At 66.1% G+C, this 26581-nt stretch carries 29 protein-coding genes; 10 read left to right on the top strand and 19 right to left on the bottom strand.

Annotation, left to right across the window (positions count from 1 at the left end; genetic code table 11):
• Positions 1-5: 5 nt before the first annotated feature.
• The 3 genes from AC1DR6_RS09260 to AC1DR6_RS09250 are packed head-to-tail and all read right to left on the bottom strand — an operon-like array spanning position 6 to position 1320.
• Positions 6-416 carry a DUF3168 domain-containing protein gene (locus tag AC1DR6_RS09260; protein ID WP_476828903.1) on the bottom strand — a complete coding sequence of 137 codons (411 nt, stop codon included), beginning with the start codon at positions 414-416 and terminating at the stop codon, positions 6-8.
• Positions 413-718 (bottom strand): phage head closure protein, encoded by a 306-nt coding sequence (locus AC1DR6_RS09255; RefSeq protein ID WP_476828902.1) that lies wholly within the window; start codon positions 716-718, stop codon positions 413-415. The genes AC1DR6_RS09260 and AC1DR6_RS09255 overlap by 4 nt, the downstream gene beginning before the upstream one ends.
• A gap of 32 nt (positions 719-750) precedes the next feature.
• Complete coding sequence (locus AC1DR6_RS09250; RefSeq protein ID WP_476828901.1) at positions 751-1320, bottom strand: head-tail connector protein; 570 nt, start codon at positions 1318-1320, stop codon at positions 751-753.
• 66 nt (positions 1321-1386) lie between these two features.
• Between AC1DR6_RS09250 and AC1DR6_RS09245 the strand changes: the two genes are divergently transcribed.
• Positions 1387-2148 carry a S1 family peptidase gene (locus AC1DR6_RS09245; RefSeq protein ID WP_476828900.1) on the top strand — a complete coding sequence of 254 codons (762 nt, stop codon included), beginning with the start codon at positions 1387-1389 and terminating at the stop codon, positions 2146-2148.
• A 64-nt stretch (positions 2149-2212) separates the two neighbouring features.
• The gene (locus AC1DR6_RS09240) at positions 2213-3061 is read left to right on the top strand and encodes a S1 family peptidase (protein WP_476828899.1); all 849 of its coding nucleotides are present in this window, start codon (positions 2213-2215) and stop codon (positions 3059-3061) included.
• Here the strand turns inward: AC1DR6_RS09240 and AC1DR6_RS09235 are convergent.
• From AC1DR6_RS09235 to AC1DR6_RS09195, 9 genes are all read right to left on the bottom strand, one after another.
• Positions 3058-4305, bottom strand: coding sequence for a phage major capsid protein (locus tag AC1DR6_RS09235; protein ID WP_476828898.1), 1248 nt, complete (start codon positions 4303-4305; stop codon positions 3058-3060). The genes AC1DR6_RS09240 and AC1DR6_RS09235 overlap by 4 nt on opposite strands.
• Positions 4306-4328: 23 nt before the next feature.
• Positions 4329-4838 (bottom strand): HK97 family phage prohead protease, encoded by a 510-nt coding sequence (locus tag AC1DR6_RS09230; protein WP_476828897.1) that lies wholly within the window; start codon positions 4836-4838, stop codon positions 4329-4331.
• On the bottom strand, positions 4835-5008 hold the full coding sequence (locus AC1DR6_RS09225) for a hypothetical protein (protein WP_476828896.1): 174 nt from the start codon (positions 5006-5008) through the stop codon (positions 4835-4837). The genes AC1DR6_RS09230 and AC1DR6_RS09225 overlap by 4 nt, the downstream gene beginning before the upstream one ends.
• The gene (locus AC1DR6_RS09220; protein ID WP_476828895.1) at positions 5005-5205 is read right to left on the bottom strand and encodes a hypothetical protein; all 201 of its coding nucleotides are present in this window, start codon (positions 5203-5205) and stop codon (positions 5005-5007) included. The genes AC1DR6_RS09225 and AC1DR6_RS09220 overlap by 4 nt, the downstream gene beginning before the upstream one ends.
• Positions 5202-6383 carry a phage portal protein gene (locus AC1DR6_RS09215; protein WP_476828894.1) on the bottom strand — a complete coding sequence of 394 codons (1182 nt, stop codon included), beginning with the start codon at positions 6381-6383 and terminating at the stop codon, positions 5202-5204. Before AC1DR6_RS09215 ends, AC1DR6_RS09220 begins: the two co-directional genes overlap by 4 nt.
• 151 nt (positions 6384-6534) lie before the next feature.
• Positions 6535-7773 (bottom strand): DNA-packaging protein, encoded by a 1239-nt coding sequence (locus AC1DR6_RS09210; protein WP_476828893.1) that lies wholly within the window; start codon positions 7771-7773, stop codon positions 6535-6537.
• 16 nt (positions 7774-7789) lie between these two features.
• Positions 7790-8176: a hypothetical protein gene (locus AC1DR6_RS09205; RefSeq protein WP_476828892.1), complete on the bottom strand. Its 387-nt coding sequence runs from the start codon at positions 8174-8176 to the stop codon at positions 7790-7792.
• A gap of 159 nt (positions 8177-8335) precedes the next feature.
• On the bottom strand, positions 8336-8917 hold the full coding sequence (locus tag AC1DR6_RS09200; protein WP_476828891.1) for an LOG family protein: 582 nt from the start codon (positions 8915-8917) through the stop codon (positions 8336-8338).
• Positions 8914-10305, bottom strand: a complete 1392-nt coding sequence (locus AC1DR6_RS09195) for a dipeptidase (protein WP_476828890.1) — start codon at positions 10303-10305, stop codon at positions 8914-8916. Before AC1DR6_RS09195 ends, AC1DR6_RS09200 begins: the two co-directional genes overlap by 4 nt.
• A 196-nt stretch (positions 10306-10501) precedes the next feature.
• On the opposite strand from AC1DR6_RS09195, the gene AC1DR6_RS09190 reads away from it, so the two are divergent.
• Positions 10502-11845: an Nramp family divalent metal transporter gene (locus AC1DR6_RS09190; RefSeq protein WP_476828889.1), complete on the top strand. Its 1344-nt coding sequence runs from the start codon at positions 10502-10504 to the stop codon at positions 11843-11845.
• Positions 11846-11964: 119 nt separating this feature from the next.
• Here the strand turns inward: AC1DR6_RS09190 and AC1DR6_RS09185 are convergent, their stop codons facing one another.
• Positions 11965-13503, bottom strand: coding sequence for a helicase HerA-like domain-containing protein (locus tag AC1DR6_RS09185; RefSeq protein ID WP_476828888.1), 1539 nt, complete (start codon positions 13501-13503; stop codon positions 11965-11967).
• Positions 13504-13653: 150 nt separating this feature from the next.
• Here AC1DR6_RS09185 and AC1DR6_RS09180 point away from each other — a divergent pair, with 150 nt between their 5' ends.
• The 4 genes from AC1DR6_RS09180 (at position 13654) to scpA (ending at position 19213) form a co-directional block, all read left to right on the top strand.
• On the top strand, positions 13654-14040 hold the full coding sequence (locus AC1DR6_RS09180; RefSeq protein WP_476828887.1) for a DUF2267 domain-containing protein: 387 nt from the start codon (positions 13654-13656) through the stop codon (positions 14038-14040).
• 181 nt (positions 14041-14221) lie between these two features.
• Positions 14222-16192, top strand: coding sequence for a methylmalonyl-CoA mutase family protein (locus tag AC1DR6_RS09175; RefSeq protein ID WP_476828886.1), 1971 nt, complete (start codon positions 14222-14224; stop codon positions 16190-16192).
• Positions 16193-16205: 13 nt separating this feature from the next.
• Positions 16206-17030, top strand: a complete 825-nt coding sequence (gene thiD / locus AC1DR6_RS09170; RefSeq protein ID WP_476828885.1) for a bifunctional hydroxymethylpyrimidine kinase/phosphomethylpyrimidine kinase — start codon at positions 16206-16208, stop codon at positions 17028-17030.
• Positions 17027-19213 (top strand): methylmalonyl-CoA mutase, encoded by a 2187-nt coding sequence (scpA, locus tag AC1DR6_RS09165; protein ID WP_476828884.1) that lies wholly within the window; start codon positions 17027-17029, stop codon positions 19211-19213. Before thiD ends, scpA begins: the two co-directional genes overlap by 4 nt.
• A 59-nt stretch (positions 19214-19272) precedes the next feature.
• On the opposite strand, the gene AC1DR6_RS09160 is transcribed toward scpA, so the two are convergent.
• The 5 genes from AC1DR6_RS09160 to AC1DR6_RS09140 form a co-directional block, all read right to left on the bottom strand.
• The gene (locus tag AC1DR6_RS09160) at positions 19273-19536 is read right to left on the bottom strand and encodes a hypothetical protein (protein WP_476828883.1); all 264 of its coding nucleotides are present in this window, start codon (positions 19534-19536) and stop codon (positions 19273-19275) included.
• A 95-nt stretch (positions 19537-19631) separates the two neighbouring features.
• On the bottom strand, positions 19632-20420 hold the full coding sequence (locus tag AC1DR6_RS09155; protein WP_476828882.1) for an ABC transporter permease: 789 nt from the start codon (positions 20418-20420) through the stop codon (positions 19632-19634).
• Positions 20417-21304, bottom strand: a complete 888-nt coding sequence (locus AC1DR6_RS09150; protein ID WP_476828881.1) for an ABC transporter permease — start codon at positions 21302-21304, stop codon at positions 20417-20419. Before AC1DR6_RS09150 ends, AC1DR6_RS09155 begins: the two co-directional genes overlap by 4 nt.
• 175 nt (positions 21305-21479) lie before the next feature.
• A complete protein-coding gene (locus AC1DR6_RS09145) occupies positions 21480-22649 on the bottom strand; it encodes an ABC transporter ATP-binding protein (protein WP_476828880.1) in 1170 nt (389 codons plus the stop codon).
• Positions 22650-22671: 22 nt separating this feature from the next.
• Positions 22672-23781 (bottom strand): polyamine ABC transporter substrate-binding protein, encoded by a 1110-nt coding sequence (locus tag AC1DR6_RS09140; RefSeq protein ID WP_476828879.1) that lies wholly within the window; start codon positions 23779-23781, stop codon positions 22672-22674.
• Positions 23782-23922: 141 nt separating this feature from the next.
• Between AC1DR6_RS09140 and AC1DR6_RS09135 the strand changes: the two genes are divergently transcribed.
• The 3 genes from AC1DR6_RS09135 to AC1DR6_RS09125 all read left to right on the top strand — a co-directional run bounded on the left by AC1DR6_RS09135 (position 23923) and on the right by AC1DR6_RS09125 (position 25264).
• Positions 23923-24660, top strand: a complete 738-nt coding sequence (locus AC1DR6_RS09135) for a DUF3750 domain-containing protein (RefSeq protein ID WP_476828878.1) — start codon at positions 23923-23925, stop codon at positions 24658-24660.
• Between the two features lie 62 nt (positions 24661-24722).
• Complete coding sequence (locus AC1DR6_RS09130) at positions 24723-24944, top strand: antitoxin MazE family protein (RefSeq protein ID WP_476828877.1); 222 nt, start codon at positions 24723-24725, stop codon at positions 24942-24944.
• The gene (locus AC1DR6_RS09125) at positions 24941-25264 is read left to right on the top strand and encodes a type II toxin-antitoxin system PemK/MazF family toxin (protein ID WP_476828876.1); all 324 of its coding nucleotides are present in this window, start codon (positions 24941-24943) and stop codon (positions 25262-25264) included. The genes AC1DR6_RS09130 and AC1DR6_RS09125 overlap by 4 nt, the downstream gene beginning before the upstream one ends.
• Before the next feature lie 6 nt (positions 25265-25270).
• On the opposite strand, the gene AC1DR6_RS09120 is transcribed toward AC1DR6_RS09125, so the two are convergent.
• Complete coding sequence (locus AC1DR6_RS09120; RefSeq protein WP_476828875.1) at positions 25271-26554, bottom strand: cystathionine gamma-synthase family protein; 1284 nt, start codon at positions 26552-26554, stop codon at positions 25271-25273.
• Between the last annotated feature and the right edge of the window lie 27 nt (positions 26555-26581).

Genomic DNA, 26581 nt, shown 5'->3' with positions numbered 1-26581 from the left:
TTGAATCAGGCCGGCTCGGTCGCCGCACGGAAACGCAGCGTGACGCTTGGCAGGCCGTTGCGCGGCTCGCGCGCCAGGCGGCTCGACAGCCAGCGCAGATTGACGAGGGCGTGGCCGTTCAGTGCCAGATCGGCATCGTCCAGCGCGGTGACGATCAGGCCCGCAGCTTCCAGCGCCTGTCGGGACGAACCGCTCTGGCCTGCCCAGACGACCAGCGCGAAATCCTGCTCGCAGCCCGGTTCGGTGCCGGTCGACCAGTCGCGCGCTTCGACCTCGCCATGCACCACGTAAAGGCCCCGCTGAGCGCGCGGCGCCTCGTCGAAGATGCGGTCGGCGCCGATCAGCGCGGTCAGGGCAGCGTCGGCCGCGAGCCGCGCATGGACGGCAGCGCGCAATGCCGGGATTGCGTCGCTCATGGCGTCACCTCCTCGGCCAGACAGAGCAGTCGCCGACGGGCTCCATCGGGGTCGGCAGCGGCGCGGATCTCGAAAATTCGGGCGCCGTCGCGCAAACGCTTTCCGGCATCGACATCGCCGCGCCAGCGCATCGTGATGCGGTAGCTGCCGGTCTGCTCGGCGCGACCCTGCCGCCAATGCTCGGCGCCGTTCAGCCACTCGACCTGGGCCCACAGCGCCGCGACGGTGGTGAAGCCACGCGTCGCCCCGCCCAGCCCGTCGGCCGTCTCCACCGGCGCCTCCAGCATGAGCCTTCGCCGCATCCCACCAAGGCCGGGCTGCCCTCGCCCCGCCGTCACAGCCTGGCTCGTCGATAGGGGGCGACCAAAGCAGCAATAGGCGCCGGCAGAGCTTGAGCGTCCCGGCTTGCGACATCGCCACGCTCCTCGAACCAGCGCGCTGCGAGACGCAGAACTGCCTGTCGCAGCGGCGCCGGCACGTCGGCGGCCGTCGGCCCGAATCCGGCGACCACATCGATCTCGATCGCACCGTGATCGCGGCCGGTTTCGGGGGCCGGGCCTGCGACGCGGATCAGTGGCGGATCCGCCAACCGGTCCAGCGCCAGCGCTCCCGCCCCCACCGCCTGGGCCAGGCCAAGCGTGTCGTAGACACGGGCGGCGACCATCGCGCTGACAGGCGACAAAGGCAGGCGGATCTGACCGGCCTGCGGCCAACGGTTGAGGACGATGCGCCAATGCTGGTCGATCAGGCAGCGACCCGAGGCGGCCTCCACCATCAGCCTCGCCGCAGTGATCAGCATCGAAAGAAGGTCGTCCTCGTCGGTATTGTCCAGGCGCAGGAATTGCCGGGCTTCGGCGAGCGAAACCGGCTCCTCGGCCGGCGGCTCCAGGGCTAGCGGCGTCATGATCGCTCCGTTGCGGGTTCAATTGCGGCGGGCGACGCGCTATCTCCGCTCTAAGAGGAGCGTTCGATGCACATCGCGAAATGGGTTTTGGGTCTCGCCTGCGCGCTCTCGGCAGCGCCGGCGCAGGCGGTGGTGGGTGGCCGCGAAGGCGGGCCGGCCGAAGCCTCGACCGTGATGGTGCTCAATGCCCGCGGCGGCGTTTGCAGCGGCGTCGTGCTATCGCGGCGGACGGTGCTGACCGCAGCGCATTGCGCGGCAGGCGGGACGGAGCTGCGGGTTCACTGGCGCGAGGCCGGCGAGCCGATGCTGGTGACGCCAGCCGCGACCAGCCTCCATCCGGAATTCAATGCGAAGGCCGTCACCAACAGGCGCCGCTCGATCGATCTCGCGCTGATACGCCTTGCCGAACCCTTGCCGGGCCGCTTCGCGCCGGCCACGCTCGACGGCGCGGCCGCACCGCGCGAGGGCACAGCGCTCACGCTTGCGGGATATGGCGTTTCGCAGGAACGCGAAGCGAAAACGACCGGCACCTATCGCTCGGCACGGTTGCAGGCGATCGAGCCCTACGGCCCCGGCAAGATCCTGATCTGGGCGGCGGATCCGACGGGCGCAGGAAAGAGACCTGGCGCCGGTGCTTGCCAAGGCGATTCGGGCGGGCCGATCTTCGACAATATGAGCGTCGTCGCGATCAGCAGCTGGTCGACCGGCCCGGCCGGCCGCGAATGCGGCCTGCTGAGCCAAGGCGTGCTGCTGGCGCCGCAACGTGGCTGGATCGACACGGTCCTCGGCCAATGGGGCGAGAGCGCGCGTTGGTCGCCGGGGTCCTGACGGAAACGCTGGACTGCGGCGCGGTCTGTTCTAGATTGGTCTGCCGTTGTCAACGATGTGGCCCATGCTGTCGCGCTCGCTTGGTTTTCTCGGTTTTTCTCTTGCGATGGCGGCTGCCCAGCCGGCTCTCGCGGTCGTTGGCGGCGTCACTCCGCGTGACGTCCAGGGCACGCGGGCCTCGACCGTCCGTGTCGAGACCAGCCGCGGCGAGCTTTGCACCGGCGCGGTGATCGCGCCGCGGATCGTGCTCACGGCGGCCCATTGCCTGATGGATGGTGGATCGATCAGCGTGGTCAGCCTCGATGCGCGTTTCAAGGCGCGCCGACAGCTGGTCATCGCCGTTCTGCCGCATCCGAGTTTCGTGCCCGGCACGACGCCACGCACCCAGCCCGGCACCGATCTCGCTTTGCTGCGTCTGGCCCAGCCTCTGCCCGACGATATGGAGCCGCTCTCGCTCGGCGGCGGGCTTTGGCAGGGCGAGACAGTGACCATGGCGGGCTACGGCCTCTCCTCCGAAAACAACAAGCGCAGCGCCCGGCAGCTACGCGAGACGCAACTGGTCAATGTCGGCAACTACACCACGCAGAACACCGTAAAGGTCGCTGTCGACGTGGACTCGCGGGGCGAAACGCCCGGAGCCGGCGCCTGCCGGGGCGATTCCGGCGGGCCCGTCATCCGGGGCGATGCCCGCTCCCGCGATCTCGTGGGTATCGTGAGCTGGTCGAGCGGCCCGCTCAAGACGCGGGCCCGGCTGATCTGCGGCGGCTTCACCGCGATCACGCCGGTCGGCGATTTCCGCGACTGGATTTCGCAGGGCAGCGCCCGCCTTCTCGCGCTCGGCAGCGAGACACGGCCGGACGAAAACGCCCGGCCGCAGGCCAGCTCCGAATGGAGCTGGTGGTTTTCGCGTTAGACCGCGAACTTCAGACCCTTGATCGCCGCGAAGTCCTGGACGCCGCCGCCGACGCGCTTGGTCGTGTAGAACAGCACGTAAGGCTTGGCGGAATAGGGGTCACGCAGGATGCGCACGCCCGCCCGGTCGACGACCAGGTACCCGCGGCGGAAGTCGCCGAAGGCGATCGAAACCGCGTTGGCGGCGATGTTGGGCATGTCTTCCGCCTCGACCAGGGGGAAGCCAAGCAGCGTCGCCGGCGCGCCGGCCGAAGCCGGCGGCTGCCAGAGATAATTGCCATTCGCGTCCTTGAACTTGCGAATAGCGGCCTGCGTCTTGCGGTTCATCACGAAGGAGGCGTTCTGGCGATAGCCGGCCTTCAGCGCATAGACGAGGTCGATCAGAACATCGGATGGGTTCGACGTGAGGAAAGCGCCGGCAGCGCCGCTGTTCAGCACGCCGATATTGCCCCAACTCCAACTCGCATCGGCAACCGTCGGATAGGCCAGGAAGCCCTTCGGCTTGTCGACGCCATCGCCATTGACGAAGGCGGCGCCCTCCTGCTCAGCGAAGGCGCTCTCGACCTCCTCGGCGATCCACTGGTCGATGTTGACGATGGCGTCGTCGAGCAGGCTCTGCGTCGCCGCCGGCATCGCGTAGAGTTCCATCGCCGGAAATGACAGCTCGGCCAGCGTCGGCGAAGCGCTCTGTGCGCGAACCGCCGTCTCGCCGACCCAACCCGAGGCCGGCCCGGTGGTCGAGAACGCCTTCTTGTAGGTGCCGGACGAAATCATCCGTACCGTCGCCAGCGAGCGGATCGGCGAGACGTTGGCGAGGCGGCGCAGGATCTCCCCTTCGACGGTCGACGGCGCCAGATAGCCGCCATCGGGGCCGGAGCCGGTCGAAAGGGCCTTGGCTTCGAGCCGCTTCAGGCCGCCGGCCTCGCCGGTGCGGACATAGGCGGCGAAGGCGGCCTTGTGCTCGGCGACGAGCGGATCGCGCGAGCAGCCCTCCTGCCCGAGCGCAGGGCGGGAGCGGTCCAGAGTCAGGCGGTCGATCCGGCGCATGGCGTCGTCGAGCGCGCCATCGATGCGGGTGAGCTTCTCCTCGGTCAGCGGATCGGCGCCATGGCGAGCCTCGAGCTCGGCCAGGCGCTCGTCATTGGCGGCGCGATAGCTTTCCAGCGTGTAGCGCAGATCCTCGAAAGCCAGCGAGACGTCGGCGCCGGCGGCCTTGCTTTCGGGAGCGTGATCGAAATGGGTCATGGATTCTCCTTGGGGGTGAACATTCAGGCGAAAGCGACGGGTTGGTAGGCGGCCTTGACCGCGCTGATCCGCGCCTGCGGCAGCATCGGGAAGGTGACGATCGAGACCTCCCAGAGGTCGACACGCTCCAGGCGGCGCAGGCCGGTGCGGGGCTCGTTTCGCGATTTTTCAGGCCGGAAACCGATCGACAGCCCGTCGATGGCTCCATCCCGCATCAGGGCGTGAATCTCGCGGGCGCGGGCGACGGCGAGCGAAAGCCGGCCTCGGACGAACAGGCCACGGCTGTCCTCGATCAGGCCTAACCAGCGGCCGAGCGGCTCGGCCGGATCATGCTGCCAGAGCAGCTTGACGCCGGCCGCACCGCGCCGCGCCAGGCTTTCGCGGAAGGCGCCGGGCTCGACCACATCCTTGCCAAGGTCGGGCACGCGGAACAGGCTGGCATACCCCTCGAACGTGCCGTCGAGGGCGATGCGGGTCGGCTGCAACGGCAGAAGCTTGGCTTCGATCGGAAGGCGATGCGTGAGGTTCGTCACCGGCGCGCCTCGCCCTTGCCGGATCGCGCCCGCTCGCTTTCCAGTTTCGCCAGATTGCTGACAAAGCGGCTGAAGGTCTCGCGCGTTCCGGTGGTGGGTCGCGTGGTATCGGACTGCTGGCGCGGCGCACCCGGCCGCGACGGAGGCCTGCCCCGTTCGGTTCCCTTCATGGCTTTTCTCCCTCGTGACGTGCATTGAAGCGATTGAGTTCGCGGACGAAATCGTCGAAGCGACGGTTCGCCGCCGTCAACTCGCGCAGGACCAGCCAGGCGAGGCCCGATGCGCTGGCGGCCCACAACAGCAGGCCGAGGTGGCCCACATCGGCGCGGCCGACAAAGGCCGTGATGACCTGTTCGAGCAGGTTCATGCGGAGCCCTCGCCTGCGTCGCGGCGACCGTAGCCGACCGCCTCGCGCTTCTCGTTTTCGTCAAGGAAGCTCGCGGCCCCGAGCCGGCGCCACAACGATTCCCGCTCGTCGGCCAGTGCCTCGACGGCGTCGAGATCGGGCTCGAGCACAAGGTCGTCGCCGAAAGCCGGCCCGAGCCACTGCGCCATGGACTGCGCCGTGCGCCTGACCAGCGGGATGACCGTCTGGCGCCAGAGCGCGCGGTTGGCTTCGGCGAAATTGGCGTGGGTGTTGTCGCCGGCCATGCCGAGCAGCAGGGGCGGCACCCCGAAGGCCAACGCGATCTCACGCGCGGCGACGCCCTTGGCCGCGACGAAATCGAGCTCGGCCGGCGTCAGCGAGAGTGGCTTCCAGTCGAGGCCGCCTTCCAGCAACAGCGGGCGGCCGGCATTGCGGGCGCCCTGGAAGGATTCCTCCAGCTCCTGCTTCAGCCGGTCGAACTGCGCCTCGGTCAGCGTCGCGCCGTCCGGCCCGTCATAAACGAGTGCGCCGGAGGGTCTCGCGGCGTTGTCCAGCAACGCTTTGTGCCAGTTGCTGGCGGCGTTGTGGATGTCGAGCGCGGTCGCGGCCGGCTCGACCGGCGAAAGGCCGTAATGGTCGTCGACCGGATGAAACAACGTCAGATGCAGGATCGGCGGCAGCGCGCTCTCATCCTGCCGGAAGCGTACGGTTTCGCCACCAACGGCGTAGTCATACGCTTCCGGCCAGCCATCGCGGCCCGGAACGACACGCATCCTGTCAGGCCGCAAGGCATAGAGTTCACGCGGTTCGCCGCCGGTCCCGACCGCTTCGACATAGGCATTGCCGGCAACGAGCAGGTGGCCGAACAGCATTTCGCGGAAAGCGATGCCGCCCTGGCGCGGGTTCGGCTTCTCGATCAACGCCAGAGCGGCATGCTCGGGGACCTCACGCTGGCCGACCTTGGCGATGAGCGGCGTCTGCGCCGCCGCCTCCGCGATGACACGGACGCAGCGATGCACGACCGGATTGCGCTCATAACCCTCGCGCGCGAGGGCGACATAGTCGCGGGGCGTCCAGACCGCTCGCCCCGCCTCATGCAGGGCGATGAGCGGCCCGACGCGCGAGCGCTTCTGGTCCGGTGCGGCGTTGCCGCGCAGGTTGCGAAGAAATTCGAACATGGGGGTCTCGCTGTTGGAGCGTGAAACGACTTTGCCGGCCGTCATCGCCAGGGCAGCGAGGCCATCCAGAAGGACCGCGTGAGACGTTCAGTCCCATGGCCCCTGGATTGCTTCGTCGCTGAAGCTCCTCGCAATGACGGTTGGCTGCGGGCTACATCCCCCGCACCCGCGGCTTGCCCTTCGGCGCCAGCATCAGATGCGTCAGCGCCCAGACCAGCGCATCGAGACGGTCGGGCGAGCGGCCGCTTTCAAGTCCGGACGGGCCGAAGGCGCACATCTCGTCCTCCAGCTCCGGGAAAGCGCCGGCATGGCGGACACGGCCCTGCGCATAGAGCGCGGCGACAGGCTCGGCCCTGAGATATTTTCCCCGCGTCGCCCTGACCGAGATGACGGGGACGCCGGCGTCGACCTCGCGGATGACGCTCTCAACCATCTCGCCGCCCTGGTTGATCTCGACGACCAGCGCATCGGCCTCGTGCCGCCGATAGAGCGCGACCGCCTTCTGCGCCCATTCATGCGGACGGGCGCCGGCCATCGTCGCGTCCTCCAGCACATGGCCCAGCCCGTCGCGGTCGACGCCGGCAACGACCAGCCCGCAGCGATCGGCCCTCTGCGAGGACGAGGCCGGCGGATCGATCGCCACCGCGATCCGTGCCAGCGTGGGCGCTTCACGCTCGCGAGCGAGCTCGATCATGGCTCGAGTCCAGAGCGCGTCGGCGCTCTCCTCGACGATTTCGCCGTCGAGTTCCTGCCGGCCGAGCCGGGTTCCGCCATAGGTCTGCGTGACTGTACGGACGAACTCCGCCGCCAGATTAAAGCGATTGTCGGCCGTCTTGGCCCTGCTGACGGCCACGTTCGGCTCGACCAGCAGGCGCTTGATCAGCGGCACCGGGCGCGGCGTGGTGGTGATGATCTGGCGAGGATGGTCGCCGAGGCGCAACCCGAATTGAAGCATGTCCCAGCACTCCTGAAGGTTCGGCCATTTCGCGAGTTCGTCCGACCAGGCCGCACCGAATTGCGGGCCGCGCAGGCCTTCCGGGTCCTCGGCGGAGAAGACCTGCGCGATCGCCCCGTTCGGCCATTGCAGGCGGCGCAGCGAAGGCGACCAGGTCGGTCGTTCCCAGCGCGTGTGGATCGACAGCAAACCGGAGACGCCCTCGATCATGACGTCGCGGACCTGCCCTTGCGTCTCGCCAATCAAGGCGATGCGGCCAGTCTTCACATCGGCGAAAGGCGGATGGCCCAGCGCCATGCCCTTGACCCATTCGGCGCCGGTACGGGTCTTGCCGGCCCCGCGACCGCCCAGAACCAGCCAGGTCGGCTTCGGCGGCTCGGCCGGCTTTTGATCTTGCCTGGACCAGAAGTGCCAGGCGTCCTGCAGCGCCTCCATTTGTTCGGTAGGGAGATCAGGCAGGATCTCCGGAACCAGCCTCGCCCATTTCGCGATCGGCAAGAGCCTGAAGACGTCGAGCAAGATCCTGACGGAGCTGTGCGACATGTCGCAGGCCGTCGGCGGCAGAGAGTTCATCCGTCTGCTTGTCCTTTCGGCCGGCCGCCGGTTCGTCGATCGCCACAAGCTCACGGACGGTGCGAGCCAGCGTCGCCAGCGCCTTGGCGTCGGCCTCGCTGGCGGCGGCGCCCTTCGGCATGTCGCTGAGATGTTCTTCATGCGCGTCGAGCTGGCGCTTGGCGGCGCGCCAGAGCTGGCTCACCACCCGCTTCTGGTTGACCGGCACCGCCTTCGGCTTGGGCGCCGCCGGCGCCTCGCCGGCCTCGCTATCGTCCTCGGTCATGGGCAATGTCCCTGATGATGAGCACGAAAAAGCCGCCGGCGGTGGGGCGCGGCGGCTTCGTTCGGGCACATTTCGTGAGCGTTCCTGATGTCTACCGGATCATCGTCACGATGTCAAGACAATATTCCTACAATCTAGGGATGCATTCTCGGGGATAAGTCAGACCTCTTCCTTCTCGACCCATTTATAGGTCGCGGCCGGCACGTACTCCGCCATGCGGTCAAGCAGTGTCGCCGGGTCGGTATTGGTCATCGCCATGGCGCGGTGGTTGGCCTTGAGGAAACCCGCTTCCACCGTGCGGTCGAGGAAGGTCGCCAGCGGATCATAGAAACTGGCGACGTTGAGCAGGCCAAGCGGCTTGCCGTGAATGCCGAGCTGCCCCCAGGTCCAGATCTCGAACAATTCCTCAAAGGTACCGATGCCGCCGGGCATGGCGATAAAACCGTCCGACAATTCGGCCATCCGAGCCTTGCGGGTGTGCATGGTGTCGACGATCTCGAGCCGGGTCAGGTCGTTATGGCCGACTTCCTTGTCACGCAGCGCCTTGGGGATGACGCCGTGGACCTCGCCGCCGGCCTCCAGCGCCGCGTTGGCGACGATGCCCATCAGCCCGACCGCCCCGCCGCCATAGACCAGCGTCAGCCCGCGTCGCGCGATCTCGGCGCCCATGGCGCGGGCGCCGGCCGCATAGACCGGATCGTTGCCGGGATTGGAGCCGCAGAAGACACAGACGGATTTCATGAACCGAGAGCCTGCAAAATGCGGGCCCAGGAACGCTGACCCTTATGAAATGAAGATAGGTCGTATTTCTCGTTCGGCGAGTGCACGCGGTCATCGTCGAGACCGAAACCGACGAACAGCGTATCAATACCCAGCGTGCGCTTGAAGTCGCCGCCGACCGGAATAGACCCGCCGCTGCCAAGCGAGACGACCCGTCCGCCCCACTCCTCGGCCAGCGCCTTGCGCGCCTTCTGGAGCACGGGCGAATCCTGCGGCACGGCGAGCGCCGGCGAGCCGGAATGGCTGATGAATTCGGCGGTGACATCCTCCGGCAGGCGATCGCGGACGAACTGGTGGAAGGCTTCGGCAATCTTCGCGGGATCCTGATCGCCGACGAGGCGGAACGAGACCTTGGCGGAGGCTTTGCCGGGAATAACGGTCTTGCTGCCCTCTCCGGTATAGCCACCCCAGATGCCGTTGACGTCGCAGGTCGGGCGCGACTGCACCTGCTCGACCAGCATCCGGCCCCTCTCGCCGATGGAGTGCTTCAGGCCGACCTGGCCGAGAAATTCCTTCTCAGTGAGGTTCAAATCCGCCCATTCGGCCTTCTGGGCGTTGGTCGGCTCTTGCACGCCATCGTAGAAGCCAGGCACCGTCACGCGACCGGTTTCGTCATGCAGCTCTCCGACGATCCGCGCGAGAATGTGGATCGGGTTTGCGGCCGCGCCGCCGAACAGGCCGGAATGGAGGTCGCGGTCGGCCGCTGTCAGCGTCACCTCCTGATAGACCATGCCGCGCAGGGTCGAGGTGATCAGCGGGGTTTCGCGGTCCCACATGCCGGTGTCGCAGACCATAGCGAAATCGGCCTTCAACTCGGCCGCGTTGGCCTTGATGTAGCCCGGCAGGTTGACCGAGCCCGATTCCTCCTCGCCCTCGACCAGGATCGTGAGACCGATCGGCAGGTCGCCGGTCTCGGCCAGCGTCGCGCGCACGGCCTCGATGAAGGTCATGACCTGGCCCTTGTCGTCACAGGCGCCCCGCGCCGAAATCGCCTTGCGGCCGGGCTCCAGCTCGCGAACGACGGGCTTGAACGGCTCAGTGTCCCACAAATTCAACGGGTCGACCGGCTGCACGTCGTAATGGCCGTAGAACAGCGCATGCGGCGCGCCGGGCTTGGGTCGATGCGCCAGCACGACCGGATGACCGCCGGTTTCCCGCAGCTCGGCCTTGAAGCCAAGGGCCTTCAGATCGGCCCGCAACCATTCCGCCGCCTCGCGTGTCTGCGTGTCGAAGGCCGGATCGGTGCCGATGGACGGGATTTCCAGCCAGGAGGAAAGCCGGTCCAGCGAAGCGTCCAGCTCAGAGTCGAGGCGGGCAAGGATGGCAGGCAGCTTGGACGATTCGGACATGGCAGCACCGGATGCGATTCAGATGACGCCATCATGGCAAGCGGCGGAAGCCACGTCAGCCTTCAATCGCGCATTTCCCATCTCTGTCCCGCAAAGCGGCTCGGCACCGCTTATTGAAAACCATTTGCAATAAGATTGACTCGAGGCGCATCGGACCTTATCGCTTATTGCAACCAATTCGCAGCAAGGCCTCGCCATGACCCCCAGCCCCCCTGAAACGACCTCGATCTGGCTGAGGTCGCGCGGCGAGCCCTCGCTCACGGATGTGTTCCGCAGCGTCGCGGTGACGCCGGGCATGTCGTCCTGGCGCAAATTCCTGACCTTTCTCGGGCCTGGCTATCTGGTGGCGGTCGGCTACATGGACCCGGGCAACTGGGCGACTTCGCTCGCGGGCGGGGCTCAATTCGGTTACACGCTGCTCGTCGTCGCGCTTGTCTCCAACATCATGGCGGTGATCCTGCAATCGCTCTGCGCGCGGCTCGCGGTCGCGACGGGGCGTGATCTCGCGCAGGCCTGCCGCGACGCCTATCCGGCCTATATGGCCTTTCCGCTCTGGCTGCTGGCGGAACTGGCGATCTGCGCGACCGACCTTGCCGAGGTCATCGGCACCGCCATCGGCCTCAACCTACTCTTCGGCATCCCGCTCGAAATCGGCGTGCTGATAACCGGCCTCGACGTCTTCATCATCCTCTGGCTCCAGACCAAGGGGTTCCGCTGGATCGAGGCCTTCATCATCACGCTGCTCGGCGTGATCGCGGTCTGCTTTGCCGTGCAGATCGCGATGGCGAACCCGGATTGGAGCGAGGTTATCAAGGGCTTCGCCCCGACGACGCAGATCGTGACCGATCCGAACATGCTCTACATCGCGCTCGGCATTATCGGCGCCACCGTGATGCCGCATAATCTCTACTTGCATTCCGGCATCGTGCAGACGCGGGCCTATGGCGAAAGCGTTCCCGAAAAGCGGCAAGCACTGACATACGCGACCATCGACTCGACCGTGGCGCTGACCTTCGCGCTGGCGATCAATGCCGCGATTCTGATCCTGGCGGCAGCGACGTTCCACAAGGCCGGCCATACCGAGGTCGCCGAACTCGGCAAGGCGCAGGAGCTGCTTCAGCCGCTGCTCGGCGCTTCGATCGCCCCCTCGCTCTTCGCCATCGCACTGCTCTGCTGCGGCCTGAACTCGACCGTGACGGCGACGATGGCCGGGCAGATCGTGATGGAGGGCTTCCTGCGCATCCGGCTCGCCGCCTGGCTGCGGCGGCTGGTGACCCGCCTCGTCGCGATCGTGCCGGCCATCGTGGTGACGCTGATCTATGGCGAGGGGCAGACGGGCAAGCTGCTCATCCTCAGCCAGGTGGTCCTCAGCCTGCAATTGCCCTTCGCGATCGTGCCGCTGGTGATGCTTACGGCGTCCAAGACGAAGATGGGCGAGCTGGTGGCGCCACGCTGGCTGACGGTGTTGGCCGCCCTCGTCGCGGCGATCATCATCGTGCTGAACGTCAAGCTGATCTACGATTTCGCGACGGGGGCTTGAGAATCAGGCGTCATGCTCGGGCTTGACCCGAGCATCTCCCGCCGAAGAAGGCTCCAGCGTTTCTTCCGGCATGAGATTCTCGGGTCGAAGCCTCGCTTCGCCCGAGAATGACGGAATTGTCACCGCCGCCCCGACATCGAGCCCAAAATCCCGCGCAGGATCGCCGTCCCGACCTGGCGGCCGATCGAGGTCGCGGCCGAGCGGGCGGCCGACGTGATGATCTTTTCTGTCATGCTCTGCGGCAGCGGGCCGCCGCGCGAGCCCTGCCCCGACTTAGGCCGCTGCTGCTGCGCCCCACCGCCGAGCCATCCGCCGATCGTATCAAGAATACCGCCGCCACCGGTTGCCGAGGCCTCGACGGCGGAGCCGTCAGGCTTCAGCCCCTTGCGCTGCATCAGCACCTCATAGGCCGATTCACGGTCGATCATGGTCTCGTACCGGCCCTTGAAGGGGGAGGCGTCTATCGCCTGCTGCCGCTGCTGCGGTGTGCAGGGGCCGACCTGCGCCATCGGCGGGGCGATCAGCGCGCACGAGACCATTTCCGGCGAGCCCTTGCCTTCCAGCATCGAGACCAACGCTTCGCCGACCGCGAGCTGGGTGATCGCGGCTGCCGTGTCGATCTTCGGGTTCTGGCGGAAGGTTTCGGCCGCCGCGCGCACCGCCTTCTGGTCGCGCGGGGTGAAGGCGCGCAAGGCATGCTGCACGCGGTTGCCGAGCTGGGCCAGCACCGTATCGGGCACATCCAGCGGATTTTGCGTGACGAAATAGACCCCGACGCCCTTGGAGCGGATCAGCCGCACCATTTGTTCGACAGCGGTCAGCAGCGCCTTGGGCGCATCGTTGAAGATCAGATGCGCCTCGTCGAAGAAGAAGACCAGCTTCGGCTTGTCGAGGTCGCCGACCTCGGGAAGCTGCTCGAACAGCTCGGAGAGCAGCCAGAGCAGGAAGGTCGCGTAAAGCCGCGGATTGCCCATCAGCTTGTCGGCGGCGAGGATGTTGACGACGCCGCGCCCCTCGCGATCCGTCTTCATCAAATCGGCGATATCCAGCGCCGGCTCGCCGAAGAACATCTCGCCCTTCTGGTTTTCGAGCACCAGCAAAGCACGCTGGATGGTCCCGACCGTCGCGGCGCTGACATTGCCGTATTTCGTGGTCAGGTCCGAGGCGTTCTCCGCCACGAATGTGAGGATCGCGCGCAGATCCTTGAGGTCGAGCAGCAGCAATTTCTGCTCGTCGGCGATACGGAAGGCGATGTTGAGCACGCCCTCTGCGGTGTCGTTGAGATCGAGCAGGCGGGCCAGCAGCAACGGCCCCATCTCGGAGATCGTGGCGCGAACCGGATGTCCCTGCTCACCGAACACGTCCCAGAACACCGTGGTGAACTGGTCGGGCTGGTAGTCGAGCCCGAGTTCCTTGGCGCGATTGACGAAAGCCGGCTTGCCGTCGCCCGGCGCGGCGATGCCCGAGAGATCGCCCTTGATGTCGGCGGCGAAGACCGGCACGCCGTTGCGGGCGAAGCCCTCCGCCATCACCTGCAGCGTCACCGTCTTGCCCGTGCCGGTCGCGCCGGTGACGAGACCGTGCCGATTGGCGAGCTTCAGGAGCAGGTTCTCCGGCTTTTCGCTTTTGCCGATCAGAATCGCGCCGTCATCCGCCATTGCCGCCGTCCCGCCTTGCCCAGATGTCATCCAGCGGGTGTAGCGAAACAGCGCGACACCGGGAAGCCTGGCGTTGGCTTCGAGATCGTAAACATGTAAACTATTTCAGACGCGCTCAGGACAGCGCCGCTGACAAGGGAAGCAGGACAGATGGATGAGCTGATTTCGCGGATCGTCGCCACGACCGGTCTGAATGAAGAGCTGGCGCGCAAGGCCGTCGGCATCATCCTCGCCTTTCTGCAGAAGGAAGGGCCCGCAACCGAGATCGGCCAGTTGATGACGGCGATGCCCGGCGCGCAGGATCTTGCCAGCGCCGAATCCGGCGCGAAGGGCGGCATGCTCGGCGCCATCGGCGGGATGATGGGCGGCGGTGGCGGTGTGATGGCGCTCGGCGGCCAGCTGATGGGCGCGGGTCTTTCGATGCCGCAAATCCAGAGCGTCTCCAAGCAGATGTTCGCTTTCGGCCGTGAAAAGGCCGGTGAGGACACGATGGGCGCGATTGTCGGAGCGATTCCCGGCCTGGGCCAGTTTGTCTGAACTTCGACGACAGACACATCATTGACGCCGCCTCAGGGCGGCGTTTTTCATTGTCGCGCGCAAATGCGCACCAAGGCTGCGACGAACTAAGAATGGCGGTGCGCCGGCGCGCATGGCAATGAGCGTGGAGTGACGGCAGAATGACGCGCGCAGGATCGGCGCGAGAGGAGCACCGGCGCTTATGAATCGGCTGAGTCCATCCGATCTCCCTTATCTCGACGCCTTCCCGACGCCGTCGCATGAGGCGTGGCGCGCGGCAGTCGGCAAGGTCTTGAAGGGCGCCGATTTCGAGAAGAAGCTGGTCGGGCGCAGTGCCGACGGTATTCGCATCAAGCCGCTTTACCCCGCCGGCTCTGGTCCACGCGCTTTGAAGCGGAACCCCGGCCGCTGGCATATCGCGGCAAGGCTCGACCATCCCGACCCCGACGCAGCCAATGCGGTCGCGCTGGCCGAGCTTGAAGGCGGGGCGGACATGCTGACGCTGGCCTTTGCCGGCGCGCCGGCCGCGCGCGGCTACGGCCTCGTCGCCGACGACATTGCGGCTTTAGACCGCGCTCTCGACGGGGTGGAGCTCGATCTGATCCATCTGCGGCTCGATCCGGCCCCGCAAGGCCGGGTCAACGCGCTGATGCTGGCGGGTTTGATCGAGAGGCGCGGCCATGCGGCGGACGCGCTTTCGGTCGATTTCGGCATGGACCCGATCGGCGTCCTGGCCAGCAGCGGCTCTTTCTCCGCGCCGTGGGCCGAGGTCGGCCAGCGTCTGGCCGCGACGATCAAGGTGCTCAAGCAGCGCGGCTTTACCGGCCCCTTCGTCACGGTCGATACGCGGCCCTATCACGAGGCCGGCGCGACCGAGTCGCAGGAACTCGGCATCATGCTGGCGACGGCGGTAGCTTATCTGCGCGCGCTCGAAGCCCAGGGCTTGTCGCTTGCGGAGGCCCGCGACGCCATCGCCTTCACGTTCGTCGCCGACACCGACGAGTTCCTGACCGTCGCAAAGCTGCGCGCCGCGCGCCTGTTGTGGCAGCGCGTCCAGCAGGCTTGCGGGCTGGCGCCGGAGCCCGCGCGTCTCCACGCCGAGACCGCATGGCGCGCGCTGACGAGGCGCGATCCGTGGGTGAACCTGTTGCGCGGCACGATCGCCGCCTTTTCCGCCAGCGTGGGCGGGGCGGATTCGCTGACCGTCCTGCCCTTCACCGCCGCACTCGGCCTGCCCGACGGCTTCGCCCGCCGCATCGCGCGCAATACGCAGCTGGTTTTGCTGGAAGAAGCCAATCTCTGGCGCGTGGCCGACCCTGCCGCCGGTGCCGGGGGGTTCGAAGCCCTGACGCAGGAGCTGGCCAAACGGGGCTGGGATTACTTCCAGCGGATCGAAGCCCTGACTGGGAGCCAGTCCGAAGGCATTCTCGCCGCGCTCGCCGATGGGCAGGTGCAGCACGACATCGCGCAGGCGCGAGCCGCTGCCGAGAAAGCGGTCGCAACGCGGCGTGCGCCGATCACCGGAACGAGCGAGTATCCCAACCTGCGCGAAGGCAGGGTCGAAGTGCTCGACGTGCCTCCGGTCGTCACAAGATCGCTCCCCCCTGCCGGTTCCACGGGGCGCGATCCCGCTGACATCCTCGATGCCTTCATCGGCGGGGCTGGTCGGGCTGCGAGAGTGCTGCCCTCCGGAGGCGGCCTGTATATCGCCGCCCTGCCCTCGCTGCGGCTGGCGGAGCCTTTCGAGGCGCTCCGCGAGCGCGCGCAATCCCTGCCCGCGACGCCCACGGTTTTCCTGGCAACGCTCGGCTCCGCCGCCGACTTTACGGCCCGCGCCGGCTTCGCGCGCAATCTGTTCGAAGCCGGGGGGCTTCAGGCGATCGGCGGCGACAGCTTCGCGGAAGATGGCGCCACCGATCTGGACAGGCTGGCAGCCGCATTTCGCTCATCGGGCGCGAAGCTCGCATGCCTTTGCGGTTCCGATACGGCCTATGCCGAGGAAGGCGCCGCCGCCGCTGAGGCGCTCGTGCAAGCGGGAGCGACCGTCTGGCTCGCCGGGCGCCCGACCGAGAGCGATGCCGCATTGAACCAGGCCGGCGTCGCCTCGTTCATCTCTGCGGGATGCGACGCGGTCGAGGTTCTGACGCGCGCGCTGTCCGCAGCGACCGTCTGAACGGAGAAACGCCGTGACCGCCATTGCGCTGACCATCGCAGGTTCCGATTCCAGCGGCGGGGCCGGCATCCAGGCCGACCTCAAGACTTTCGCCGCCCATCAGGTCTATGGCGCCAGCGTCATCGTGGCTTTGACGGCACAGAACACGACCGGCGTGAGGGCGATCCATGCCGTGCCGCGCGATTTCGTCTTGCAGCAGATCGATGCGGTCTTCGAGGATCTCGATGTCGCCGCAGTCAAGATCGGCATGCTCGCGAATGCCGAGCTGATCGAGGCGGTGGCGCAAGGCTTGAAGCGGCATCGGGCGAAAAACATCGTGTTGGACCCGGTGATGATCGCGGCCTCCGGCGCGCGCCTGCTGGAAGAGCAGGCGATCGACGCGATCCGCAAGCATCTCTTCCCGCTCGCTTTGCTGGTCACTCCCAACCTGCCGGAGGCGGCCGCGCTACTTGCAAGCGGCGTCGCGCAAACCGACGACACCGTCGAGCAGCAAGCCGGCGCGCTTGCCGCGCTGGGGGCAGCGAATGTCTTGATCAAGGGCGGGCATGGCGGCGGCGAGATCAGCAGTGACCTCCTTCGGCTGGCTGGCGGCCAATGCCTGCGCTTCAACGCGCCCCGACTCGAGACCCATAATACGCATGGCACCGGCTGCACCTTATCCTCGGCCATCGCCGCCAATCTCGCCAAGGGAGCGCTGCTCGCTGAGGCCGTGGGGCATGCCAAAACCTATATCTCGGCTGCTATTGCTGCCGCCGATCAGGTCGCGGTCGGTCACGGGCACGGGCCGGTGCATCACTTCCATCATTGGTGGGACCGGACAAGCGGGAGCACAGCATGACGGCCATCCCGGACTTCACGAGGCTCGCCTATCAGGATGAGAGCCCTGTCGACGAGCCGAAGATCATTGCCGAGGGGCTTGACGACCCGGCGGGAGAGGCATGGCTGACGCCGGAAGATATTCCGGTGAAGGCGGTTTATGGCGCGGAGGACCGCGAAGGCCTGCCCTTCGTCGAGACGCTGCCCGGCATCGCGCCCTATCTGCGCGGGCCCTATCCGACGATGTACGTCAACCAGCCCTGGACGATCCGGCAATATGCCGGTTTCTCCACGGCGGAGGATTCCAACGCTTTCTACCGGCGCAACCTCGCAGCCGGCCAAAAGGGGCTTTCGGTCGCCTTCGACCTCGCGACGCATCGCGGCTACGATTCCGATCACCCACGCGTCGGCGGCGATGTCGGCATGGCCGGCGTCGCGATCGATTCGATCTACGACATGCGCACGCTGTTCTCAGGGATTCCGCTCGACCAGATGAGCGTGTCGATGACCATGAACGGCGCCGTGCTGCCGGTTCTGGCGCTTTATATTGTCGCGGCGGAAGAACAGGGCGTGCCGCAGGCCAAGCTCTCGGGGACGATCCAGAACGACATCCTCAAGGAATTCATGGTCCGCAACACCTATATCTACCCGCCCGCACCCTCGATGCGGATCATCGGCGACATCTTCGCTTACACCTCGGCGAACATGCCGAAGTTCAATTCGATCTCGATCTCCGGCTACCACATGCAGGAGGCCGGGGCGACGCAGGACCTCGAGCTCGCCTACACGCTCGCGGACGGGGTCGAATATATTCGTGCCGGACAGCGGGCCGGCCTGGGTGTCGATGTCTTCGCGCCGCGCCTGTCGTTCTTCTGGGCGATCGGCATGAATTTCTTCATGGAGGTCGCCAAGCTTCGGGCCGCTCGGCTGATCTGGGCGAAGCTGGTCAAGGATTTCGGAGCGCAGAACGAGAAATCGCTACCCTTGCGCACGCATTGCCAGACGTCCGGCTGGTCGCTCACCGCGCAGGACGTGTTCAATAACGTGCCGCGTACGATGATTGAGGCGATGGCGGCGACGCAAGGTCACACCCAGTCCTTGCACACCAATGCGCTGGACGAGGCGCTGGCGCTGCCGACCGATTTCTCCGCGCGCATCGCCCGGAATACGCAAATCCTGCTGCAGCAGGAGAGCGGCACGAGCCGGATCATCGATCCTTGGGGCGGCTCCTATTATGTCGAGCGGCTGACGGCGGAGCTCGCCGCCAAGGCCTGGGGCCATATCACCGAGGTCGAGGCGCTGGGCGGCATGGCCAAGGCTATCGAGGCCGGCATTCCCAAGCTGCGAATCGAAGAGGCCGCCGCCAAGACGCAGGCGCGGATCGATGGCGGCCTCCAGAAGATCATCGGCGTGAACTGCTTCAAGCCGGAGAACGAAGCCTCGATCGACGTGCTGAAGGTCGACAACGCCTCTGTCCGGGTGCAGCAGCTCGACAAATTGAGGCGCCTGAAGGCGGAGCGCAGCGAGAACGAGGTTCAGGCGGCGCTGACGGCGTTGACCGAAGGCGCACGAGGCAACGCCAACCTGCTCGACCTCGCGGTGAAGGCGGCCCGCGTCAAGGCGACGGTCGGCGAGATCTCACTGGCGCTGGAGCAGGTTTTCGGGCGCCATCGCGCCGAGATCAAGTCGATCTCGGGCGTCTACAAGCGGGAGGTCGGCGAGATGAACCCGGCTGTGACCCGCGTCCAGATGATGACGCAGGCCTTCGAGGAGGCAGATGGGCGCCGCCCGCGCATTCTCGTCGCCAAAATGGGGCAGGACGGGCATGATCGGGGCCAAAAGGTCATCGCCTCGGCCTTCGCCGATCTCGGCTTCGAGGTCGATATCGGGCCGCTTTTCGCCACGCCCGACGAGGCGGCGCGCCAGGCGGTCGAGAACGACGTCCATATCGTTGGGGTTTCGTCGCTAGCCGCCGGTCATCTCACGCTGGTGCCGGAACTCAAAGGCGCGCTCGCGAAAGCCGGCCGGCCCGACATCATGATCGTGCTCGGCGGAGTCGTGCCCCCGCAGGATTTCGAGGCACTGATCACCGCCGGCGCCTCGGCGATCTTCCCCCCCGGCACGGTGATCGCGGATGCAGCCGAAAAGCTGCTCGAAGATCTCAACCGCCAGCTAGGCTACGCTCAGAAAGATGCGGCGGAGTAAAAGAAGGCGGACGCCGACCAGCGGCGCCCGCCCCATGATGCTGCCCGGTGTGGCGACACTTAACGCCGGGCATCACCATAGCTCGACATCGGCACCGCACGCGTGCCGAAATCCTGCGAATAACGCTGCCAGCGGCGCTGGCCCCAAAAGCCGTGAACGGCCGGCGGCGCCGGTCGCCAATCATAGCCATGCGGCGGCGGCTCGCGGCCTGCTTCGCCCCTGCCATGGAGGTCTTGCGCCCAGGCACAGGGCCCGGCCGCCATCACGAGACCGGCAGCGAGGACGCAGGCTTTCCAGCTGATTTGGGCACGGAGGCCGAGCATGATTCCGCGGTTCCTGGGGCAGCGGCGCTGCCTGATGTGGCGCAGAATGGCCGGCTCTCCCTGAACGCGCTTTGAGGGCGCCGTTCAGCCGCCGTTTAGTTTCGGGAGAGTTGCTCGCGCTTCAGCAGGAGCGAGGCTGCGATAACCACCACCGTCACGGCCGCGATCATGATCGTGCAGGCGGCATTGATCTCCGGCGAAACACCGAGCTTCACCGCCGAATAGAGCCGCATCGGCAGCGTGGTCGCGCCCGGCCCGGTGGTGAAGCTCGCCACCACGAGATCGTCGAGCGACAGGGTGAAGGCGAGCATCCATGCGGCCGCGACCGCCGGCCAGATCAACGGCAGTGTCACGGTCCAGAACGTGACGAAGGGCGTCGCGCCAAGATCCTGCGCCGCTTCCTCGAGCGAGCGGTCGAAGCCGGCCAGACGCGATTGCACCACGATGCAGGCGAAGCCCAGACCAAAGGTGGCGTGCGCCACTGTCACCGTCCAGAAGCCGCGTTCGACATCGGCGGCGACGAACAGCAGGAGCAGCGACAGCCCCGTCACCGCCTCCGGCATGACGAGCGGGGCCAGCACCATGCCGGAGAACAGCGTGCGGCCCAGAAAGGCCCCGTGCCGCGCCAAGGCAAGGGCCGCCATGGTGCCCAGCACGGTCGCGATGCTGGCCGAGGCGAGCGCCAATCTGACCGAAAGCCATGCGGCATCGAGCAGGGGCTGGTTGGCAAGAAGCGCGGCATACCAGCGGGTCGAGAACCCCGCCCAGACCGTGACAAGGCGCGAGGCATTGAACGAATAGACGATCAGCGTAACGATCGGCAGATAGAGGAAGGCGAAACCGAGGATCAGCGTCAGGATCAAGCCGGGGCCAAGGCGCTTCATGCCGCAACCTCCCGCCGCAGCCTCGCCCGCTGGAGGAGCGCGAGCGGCAGCACGAGGACGACAAGCAGGACGACGGCAACGGCCGAGGCGAGCGGCCAGTCGCGGTTGGAGAAGAACTCGTTCCAGAGCACCTTGCCGATCATGTTGGTATCCGGGCCGCCGAGCAGGTCGGGGATGACGAATTCGCCGACAGCCGGAATGAACACCAGGGCGGAGCCCGCCAGAATGCCTGGCAGCGAGAGCGGCAGGGTCACGGTGAGGAAAGCCCGCAAAGGCGTGGCGCCAAGATCGGCGGCGGCCTCCAGCAGGGTGCGATCGAGCTTTTCCAGCGTCGTGAACAGCGGCAGCACCATGAAAGGCAGGTAGGAATAGACCATGCCGAGCAGCACGGCCGTTTCCGTGTTCAGGAGGCGCAAAGGCCCGCTCTCGATACCGAGGAAGGCGAGCGCTGCATCGAGCAGCCCCTCCGGCCGCAATATTCCGATCCAGGCGTAGACCCGGATCAGGAACGAGGTCCAGAACGGCAGGATGACGAAGACCAGCAGCACGCCGCGCCAACGCGCCGGGGCGCTCGCCATCGCATAGGCCAGCGGATACCCGATCGCAAAAGCCAGCAGCGTCGTCTCGGCCGCGATGCGAAGCGAATAAAGGTAGCTTTGCCAATAGAGCGGATCGTCGCCGAGCAGGCTGAAATTGTCGATGCCGAGTTGCGAGAGGAAATCGCCGAGTTGCGCGAGCCCTTCCCAATGAGGGGCATAGGGCGGCAGGGCCGTCGCAGCTTGCGAGAAGGCCATGCGCAGCACGATGGCGAAGGGCGCGAGGAAGAACAGGACCAGCCACAGATAGGGCATCGCGACGACAAACCGGCGCGGAGATCGGCCCATCACCGTGCCAACTTCCCATCCGCACAGCCCTCATCCCGAGGAGCCGCGGCAACAGCGTCTCGAAGGATGCTCCAGGAAGATCGGGAACCCTCCGGAGCATCCTTCGAGACGCGCCTTCGGCGCTCCTCAGGATGAGGGCTCGATAGGAGCAAACGGGATGGCTTCGCGAGCCGTTTCATGACGGCAGCGCCACGCCGGCCTCGACATCCCAGGAGAGCCAGACCTCGTCATCCCAGGCGAAGGGCCGCGTCATCCGGCGCGTGCGGTTGGCAAGCGCGACCTTGACGAGCCGACCGACCTCCTCTCGATCGTTTTCCCGGCCTACCATCACTTGGATCATGGTGATGTCGCCGAGATAGCCGATATCCCAGATCGCACCGGCGACTTTGTTGGCCGCCTGCGCAGGCTCATCGTGGCTGATCTCGATCTTCTCCGGCCGAATGCCGAGAGTGATCGCATCGCCGACAGCCTCCCTGGGCGCGCCCTCGTCGAACTCGACGCGGCCGATCAGCGGCACATCGACCCGCGTCCGTTCACCGGCGACGCTTGTGACGTGCCCCTCGAAAATGTTGATATCGCCGACGAACTCCGCGACCTGGCGGTTCGCGGGCGTCTCATAGATAACGGCGGGCGGGCCGACCTGGATGAGCCTGCCTTTGTCCATCACGGCCATGCGGCCGGCCATGGTCATCGCCTCGTCCTGATCGTGCGTCACGACCATGAAGGTGAGGCCGAGTGCGCTCTGCAGTTCCATCAGCTCGAACTGGGTCCGCTCGCGCAGCCTTCTGTCGAGCGCCGCCATCGGCTCGTCCAATAGCAGCAGCTTGGGTCGCTTGACCAAGCAGCGGGCGAGCGCGACGCGCTGGCGCTGGCCGCCGGACAGTTGATGGGGCTTACGCCTGTCGAAGCCGGAAAGCTTTACCAGTTCCAGCATCTCCGCGACGCGACGGTCGATCTCCGGCGCCGCCAGGCCTTCCCGCTTCAGCCCATAGGCAACGTTGCCGGCGACCGTCATATGCGGGAACAGCGCATAGGACTGGAACATCATGTTGACCGGCCGCAGATGCGGCGGCACCGTTGTGATATCCTGCCCGTCAAGCCAGATCGTGCCTTTCTCGGGCGTCTCGAAGCCGGCCAGCATCCGCATCAGTGTGGTCTTGCCGCAACCGGACGGGCCGAGCAGCGCGAAAAACTCCTGCGGATAGAGCATCAGCGAAAGGTCGTTCACGGCCGCGACGTCGCCAAAGCGCTTGGTGACACCACGAAACTCGACGAGAGCCCGGGCGGCCGGGTCGTTCCAGGGCTGGACGGCCCGGTGGACGCTGCCGGGCGAGGTTTTCCTCATGAGCGCGATCGCGGCGGAAACTTCACTTGCCGGTCTTCACGCGCGTCCAGATCCGGTTCACCAGCCGCTGGGTTTTCTGGTCATAGGGCGTGATCGTGTAAAGCCGGGCCATCACCGCATCGGACGGATAAATGCCGGGGTTGTCGCGCACTGCGGCCGAGAGCAGCGGCTTCGAGGCGAGGTTGCCGTTGGCGTATTGAATGAAGTCGGAATTTTTGGCCGCCATTTCGGGCCTGTTGACGAAATCGATGAACTTCAGCGCGGCATCGACATTGCCGGCATCCTTCGGGATCACGAAGGTATCGAATGCGAGCAACGCGCCCTCCTTCGGGATGGCGTAAGCGATCTGAACGCCGTTCTTCGCCTCCTCCGCCCGCTTCTTCGCTTGCAGGATGTCGCCGGAATAGCCGACGGCGAGGCAGATATCGCCGTTGGCGAGCGCGTTGATGTATTCCGACGAGTGGAATTTCTGGATGTAGGGCCGGATCTTGCGCAAGAGTTCGCCAGCCTTGTTCAGGTCGGCCTCGCTTTTGGAATCCGGGTCGAGCCCGAGATAACGCAGTGCTGCGGGAAACATCTCCTCGACCGCGTCCAGAACGTGCACGCCGCAACTGGAGAGCTTTTTCAACTGCTCGGGCTCGAAGACGATTTTCCAGCTGTCGACCACGGCGTCGGCGCCGAGCCGCTCCCTGATCTTCGCCGTATTGTAACCGATCCCGGTCGTGCCCCACATATAGTCGACGGCATATTTGTTATCGGGGTCGTATTTGCCGAGCCGCGTCTGGATTTCCGGCCAGAGATTCTTGAGGTTCGGCACCTTGGGCTTGTCGATCGGCTGATAAAGTCCCAGCGGAATATGGCGGGGAAGGAAGGACGCCGTGACGACGATCAGGTCATAGCCGGTCTTGCCGGCCAGAAGCTTGGTCTCCACCGTCTCCATCTGGTCGAAGGTGTCGTAGACGACTGTGATGCCGGTTTCCTTCTTGAAGGCGTCGAGCACGGCGGGATCGACATAGTCGGACCAATTGTAGATGCGCAGTTGCCTGTCCTGCGCATCCGCCGGGCCGGCCAGCAGCGAAAGCCCGAGCGCCAACGCGCCGACAAGCCCTTTGAGCCTCTTCGCGACGACCAATCTTTCACTCCCCGAGCTGAATCAGCCGCCGCACGCTAACAGCTTGCGTGGGCGCCTCAACCACCTTTTCGTGATGATGGCCATGGCCTTAGCAAACGCCCTGCGCTTGCGATGCAACAAGCTGGCCACATATCCAGCACCATGCTCCTCGCCCGCCGCTTCATGCTGTTTTTCCTGATCGTCTTCCTGCTGCCCGTCGCAAGCCATGCCGCTTGGTGGTACTGGCAGCCCAATGCCGCCGATTGGCGTCGCGCCGACTGGACGAGCGCCAAGCTCCTGCCCGCCGCCGCCATCGAGCCCGAGGCCACCATTCATGTCTTCGCCGCGCGCGTCGGGCATTGGCGCGGCATCTTCGCGCATCATTCCTGGATCGTGGTGAAGGAACGCGGCGCCAGCGCCTATACGCGCTTCGACGTCGTCGGCTGGGGCACGCCGGTCAGGGTCAATCATCGGGAGGCGGATGGCCGCTGGTTCGGCAACGTGCCGGAGCCGGTTGCGGAGGTGCGCGGCGAGGCGGCCGAACGTCTGATCCCGCGCATCCGGGCCGCCGTGCAGTCCTATGCCTATGCGACGCCTGGTACGTATCTCGCCTGGCCGGGGCCGAATTCGAACAGCTTCGTCCAGCATGTGCTGACCGAGGTGCCGGAGCTGAACCAGGCGCTGCCGCCCACCGCGATCGGCAAGGATTGGCGCGAGAGCGGCCTTTTCGCGGGGTTCACGCCGAGTCGGACTGGTTTCCAGGCCTCGCTTTACGGGCTGGTAGGCATCACCTGCGGCTGGGTCGAAGGGGTCGAGATCAATATTCTAGGGCTGGTCGCCGGCTTCGATCTGCGCAGTCCGGCGCTCAAGCTGCCGGGTTGGGGGCGGATCGGGGTCTGATCATCCTGCGTTGCGCCATCACGCGCAAAGCGTTACATGTAACGCCGCGATGGAGAGCGGTGATGCAGTCCTCAACGGCAAAGCGTGTTCAGAAGCGGCGGGATGCCCTGCGCGCCGCCGGTCTGCGTCCTCTGCAAATCTGGGTGCCGGATACGCGCCGACCTGGCTTCCAAGACGAATGCCGCCGGCAAGCGATCATCGTCGCGACGGCCGATCAAGCCGACGGCGGCCTGGACGCCTTCCTGGATGAGGCCTTGGCCGGAATCGACGACGCGTCCGAATGAGGCGCGGCGACATCGTCACGGTTGCAGTCAATGGCGATTTCGGCAAGCCGCGCCCGGCGCTCGTCATCCAGAGCGATCTTTTCGACTCCGCCGGGACGGTCACCGTGCTTCTCATGACGAGCGACCTCGTCGAGGCACCATTGATCCGGCTGACGCTCGAGCCTTCTGCCGCGAACGGTTTGCGTCAGCCCTCGCAGATCATGATCGACAAGGCGATATCGGTGCGCCGCGAGCGGATCGGCACGGTCATTGGCCGCGCCGATACCGAGACGATGATGGCGGTCAGCCGCTCGCTGGCGCTCTTTCTTGGTTTAGCTTGACGATCCTCAGACCGCCTCGAAGGCCTGTGCCAGATCCGAGATCAGATCCTCGATATTCTCGATCCCGACGGAGATGCGGATCAGGGCGTCGGTGAGGCCGATTTCCTCGCGCAATTCCTTGGCCACACCGGAATGGGTCATCGCGGCGGGGTGCGAGACGAGAGTCTCGGTGCCACCGAGGCTGACGGCGAGCTTCATGATCTGGAGATTGTCGAGGAGTGCGAAGGCTTCCTTCTCGCCACCCTTCACGTCGAAGGCGAAGGTCGAGCCGGCGGCCGTGCACTGGCGATCGAACACCGCCTTGCGCGGATCGTCAGCTTGGAGATTACCGAGATAGTGAACCTTGGCGACCTTCGGGTGACTTTCGAGATATTCCGCCACGAGCTTGGCGTTCTCGTTGGCCCGGCTCATGCGGATGTCGAGCGTCTCCAGCGAGCGCATCAGCATCCAGCAGGAGTTCGGATCGGCCTGCGTGCCGAGCGAACCGCGCCAGCCCTTGACCTGCCGCACCAGCGCTTCCGAACCGCTGATCGAGCCGCCGACGAGGTCGGAGTGGCCGCCGACATATTTCGTCAGGGACAGCAGCGAGAGATCGGCACCTTGCTGGAGCGGCTTCTGGTATTTCGGGCCGAGCATCGTGTTGTCGACGACGACCGGCGGGCGATGGCCCTGCGACTGTTCCAGCTCGTCGGCGATCGTCTTGCAGGCCGCAAGATCGACCAGCCCGTTGGTCGGGTTGGCGGGGGTCTCGACCAGGATCATCCCGACGCGACCCTTGGCGGCGGCCGCTTTTGCGACCGTCCGCATCTGGTCGAGATCGAGCCCGTCCGTAAAGCCGAAAGCGCCGATGCCGAAAGCGCCCATCTGGTTCTTCAGCAGGGTTTCCGTGCCGCCATAGAGCGGGCGCGAATGCAGGATGGTGTCGCCCGGCCGCAGGAAGGCAAAGCACGTCGTCGCGATCGCGGCCATGCCGGAGGCGAAGACCGCGCATTTCTCGGCTTCGTCCCAGATCGCCAGGCGATCCTCGAGAATTTCCATGTTCGGGTGGTTGAAGCGGGAATAGACCAGTCCCGATTTCTCGCCCGGCTTCAGCTGCCGGCGCCCCGAGGTCAGGTCGAAGAAGTCCTTGCCCTGCTGGGCGTTCTCGAAAACGAAGGTCGAGGTCAGGAAGATCGGCGGCTTCAGCGATCCTTCCGACATGGCCGGCGAGTAGCCGAAGCCCATCATCAGCGTCTCCGGGTGAAGCCGGCGATTGGCGATGCGGTCCTTGTGATAGCTGTCGTTGCTCATGGCGGCCTCGCTCCTATTCAAGGCCCG

This window comes from Allobosea sp. P5_A5, from assembly GCF_056400625.1.
The sequence above is the reverse complement of the archived record's forward strand: the minus strand, read 5'-3'. Positions and strand labels throughout refer to the sequence as shown.

Coding starts and splice junctions, on each gene's coding strand:
- AC1DR6_RS09220 (WP_476828895.1), bottom strand. CDS start 5,205: ATGAACCTGCTCGAACAGGTCATCACGGCCTTTGTCGGCCGCGCCGAT.
- AC1DR6_RS09120 (WP_476828875.1), bottom strand. CDS start 26,554: ATGAGCAACGACAGCTATCACAAGGACCGCATCGCCAATCGCCGGCTT.
- AC1DR6_RS09155 (WP_476828882.1), bottom strand. CDS start 20,420: ATGAAGCGCCTTGGCCCCGGCTTGATCCTGACGCTGATCCTCGGTTTC.
- AC1DR6_RS09205 (WP_476828892.1), bottom strand. CDS start 8,176: ATGACCGAGGACGATAGCGAGGCCGGCGAGGCGCCGGCGGCGCCCAAG.
- AC1DR6_RS09215 (WP_476828894.1), bottom strand. CDS start 6,383: ATGTTCGAATTTCTTCGCAACCTGCGCGGCAACGCCGCACCGGACCAG.
- AC1DR6_RS09180 (WP_476828887.1), top strand. CDS start 13,654: ATGGATGAGCTGATTTCGCGGATCGTCGCCACGACCGGTCTGAATGAA.
- AC1DR6_RS09135 (WP_476828878.1), top strand. CDS start 23,923: ATGCTCCTCGCCCGCCGCTTCATGCTGTTTTTCCTGATCGTCTTCCTG.
- AC1DR6_RS09125 (WP_476828876.1), top strand. CDS start 24,941: ATGAGGCGCGGCGACATCGTCACGGTTGCAGTCAATGGCGATTTCGGC.
- AC1DR6_RS09185 (WP_476828888.1), bottom strand. CDS start 13,503: ATGGCGGATGACGGCGCGATTCTGATCGGCAAAAGCGAAAAGCCGGAG.
- AC1DR6_RS09240 (WP_476828899.1), top strand. CDS start 2,213: ATGCTGTCGCGCTCGCTTGGTTTTCTCGGTTTTTCTCTTGCGATGGCG.
- AC1DR6_RS09210 (WP_476828893.1), bottom strand. CDS start 7,773: ATGGAGGCGCTGCAGGACGCCTGGCACTTCTGGTCCAGGCAAGATCAA.
- AC1DR6_RS09245 (WP_476828900.1), top strand. CDS start 1,387: ATGCACATCGCGAAATGGGTTTTGGGTCTCGCCTGCGCGCTCTCGGCA.
- AC1DR6_RS09225 (WP_476828896.1), bottom strand. CDS start 5,008: ATGAAGGGAACCGAACGGGGCAGGCCTCCGTCGCGGCCGGGTGCGCCG.
- AC1DR6_RS09260 (WP_476828903.1), bottom strand. CDS start 416: ATGAGCGACGCAATCCCGGCATTGCGCGCTGCCGTCCATGCGCGGCTC.
- AC1DR6_RS09130 (WP_476828877.1), top strand. CDS start 24,723: ATGCAGTCCTCAACGGCAAAGCGTGTTCAGAAGCGGCGGGATGCCCTG.
- AC1DR6_RS09150 (WP_476828881.1), bottom strand. CDS start 21,304: ATGGGCCGATCTCCGCGCCGGTTTGTCGTCGCGATGCCCTATCTGTGG.
- AC1DR6_RS09250 (WP_476828901.1), bottom strand. CDS start 1,320: ATGACGCCGCTAGCCCTGGAGCCGCCGGCCGAGGAGCCGGTTTCGCTC.
- AC1DR6_RS09255 (WP_476828902.1), bottom strand. CDS start 718: ATGCGGCGAAGGCTCATGCTGGAGGCGCCGGTGGAGACGGCCGACGGG.
- AC1DR6_RS09190 (WP_476828889.1), top strand. CDS start 10,502: ATGACCCCCAGCCCCCCTGAAACGACCTCGATCTGGCTGAGGTCGCGC.
- AC1DR6_RS09145 (WP_476828880.1), bottom strand. CDS start 22,649: ATGAGGAAAACCTCGCCCGGCAGCGTCCACCGGGCCGTCCAGCCCTGG.
- AC1DR6_RS09200 (WP_476828891.1), bottom strand. CDS start 8,917: ATGAAATCCGTCTGTGTCTTCTGCGGCTCCAATCCCGGCAACGATCCG.
- AC1DR6_RS09235 (WP_476828898.1), bottom strand. CDS start 4,305: ATGACCCATTTCGATCACGCTCCCGAAAGCAAGGCCGCCGGCGCCGAC.
- AC1DR6_RS09175 (WP_476828886.1), top strand. CDS start 14,222: ATGAATCGGCTGAGTCCATCCGATCTCCCTTATCTCGACGCCTTCCCG.
- scpA (WP_476828884.1), top strand. CDS start 17,027: ATGACGGCCATCCCGGACTTCACGAGGCTCGCCTATCAGGATGAGAGC.
- AC1DR6_RS09195 (WP_476828890.1), bottom strand. CDS start 10,305: ATGTCCGAATCGTCCAAGCTGCCTGCCATCCTTGCCCGCCTCGACTCT.
- AC1DR6_RS09160 (WP_476828883.1), bottom strand. CDS start 19,536: ATGCTCGGCCTCCGTGCCCAAATCAGCTGGAAAGCCTGCGTCCTCGCT.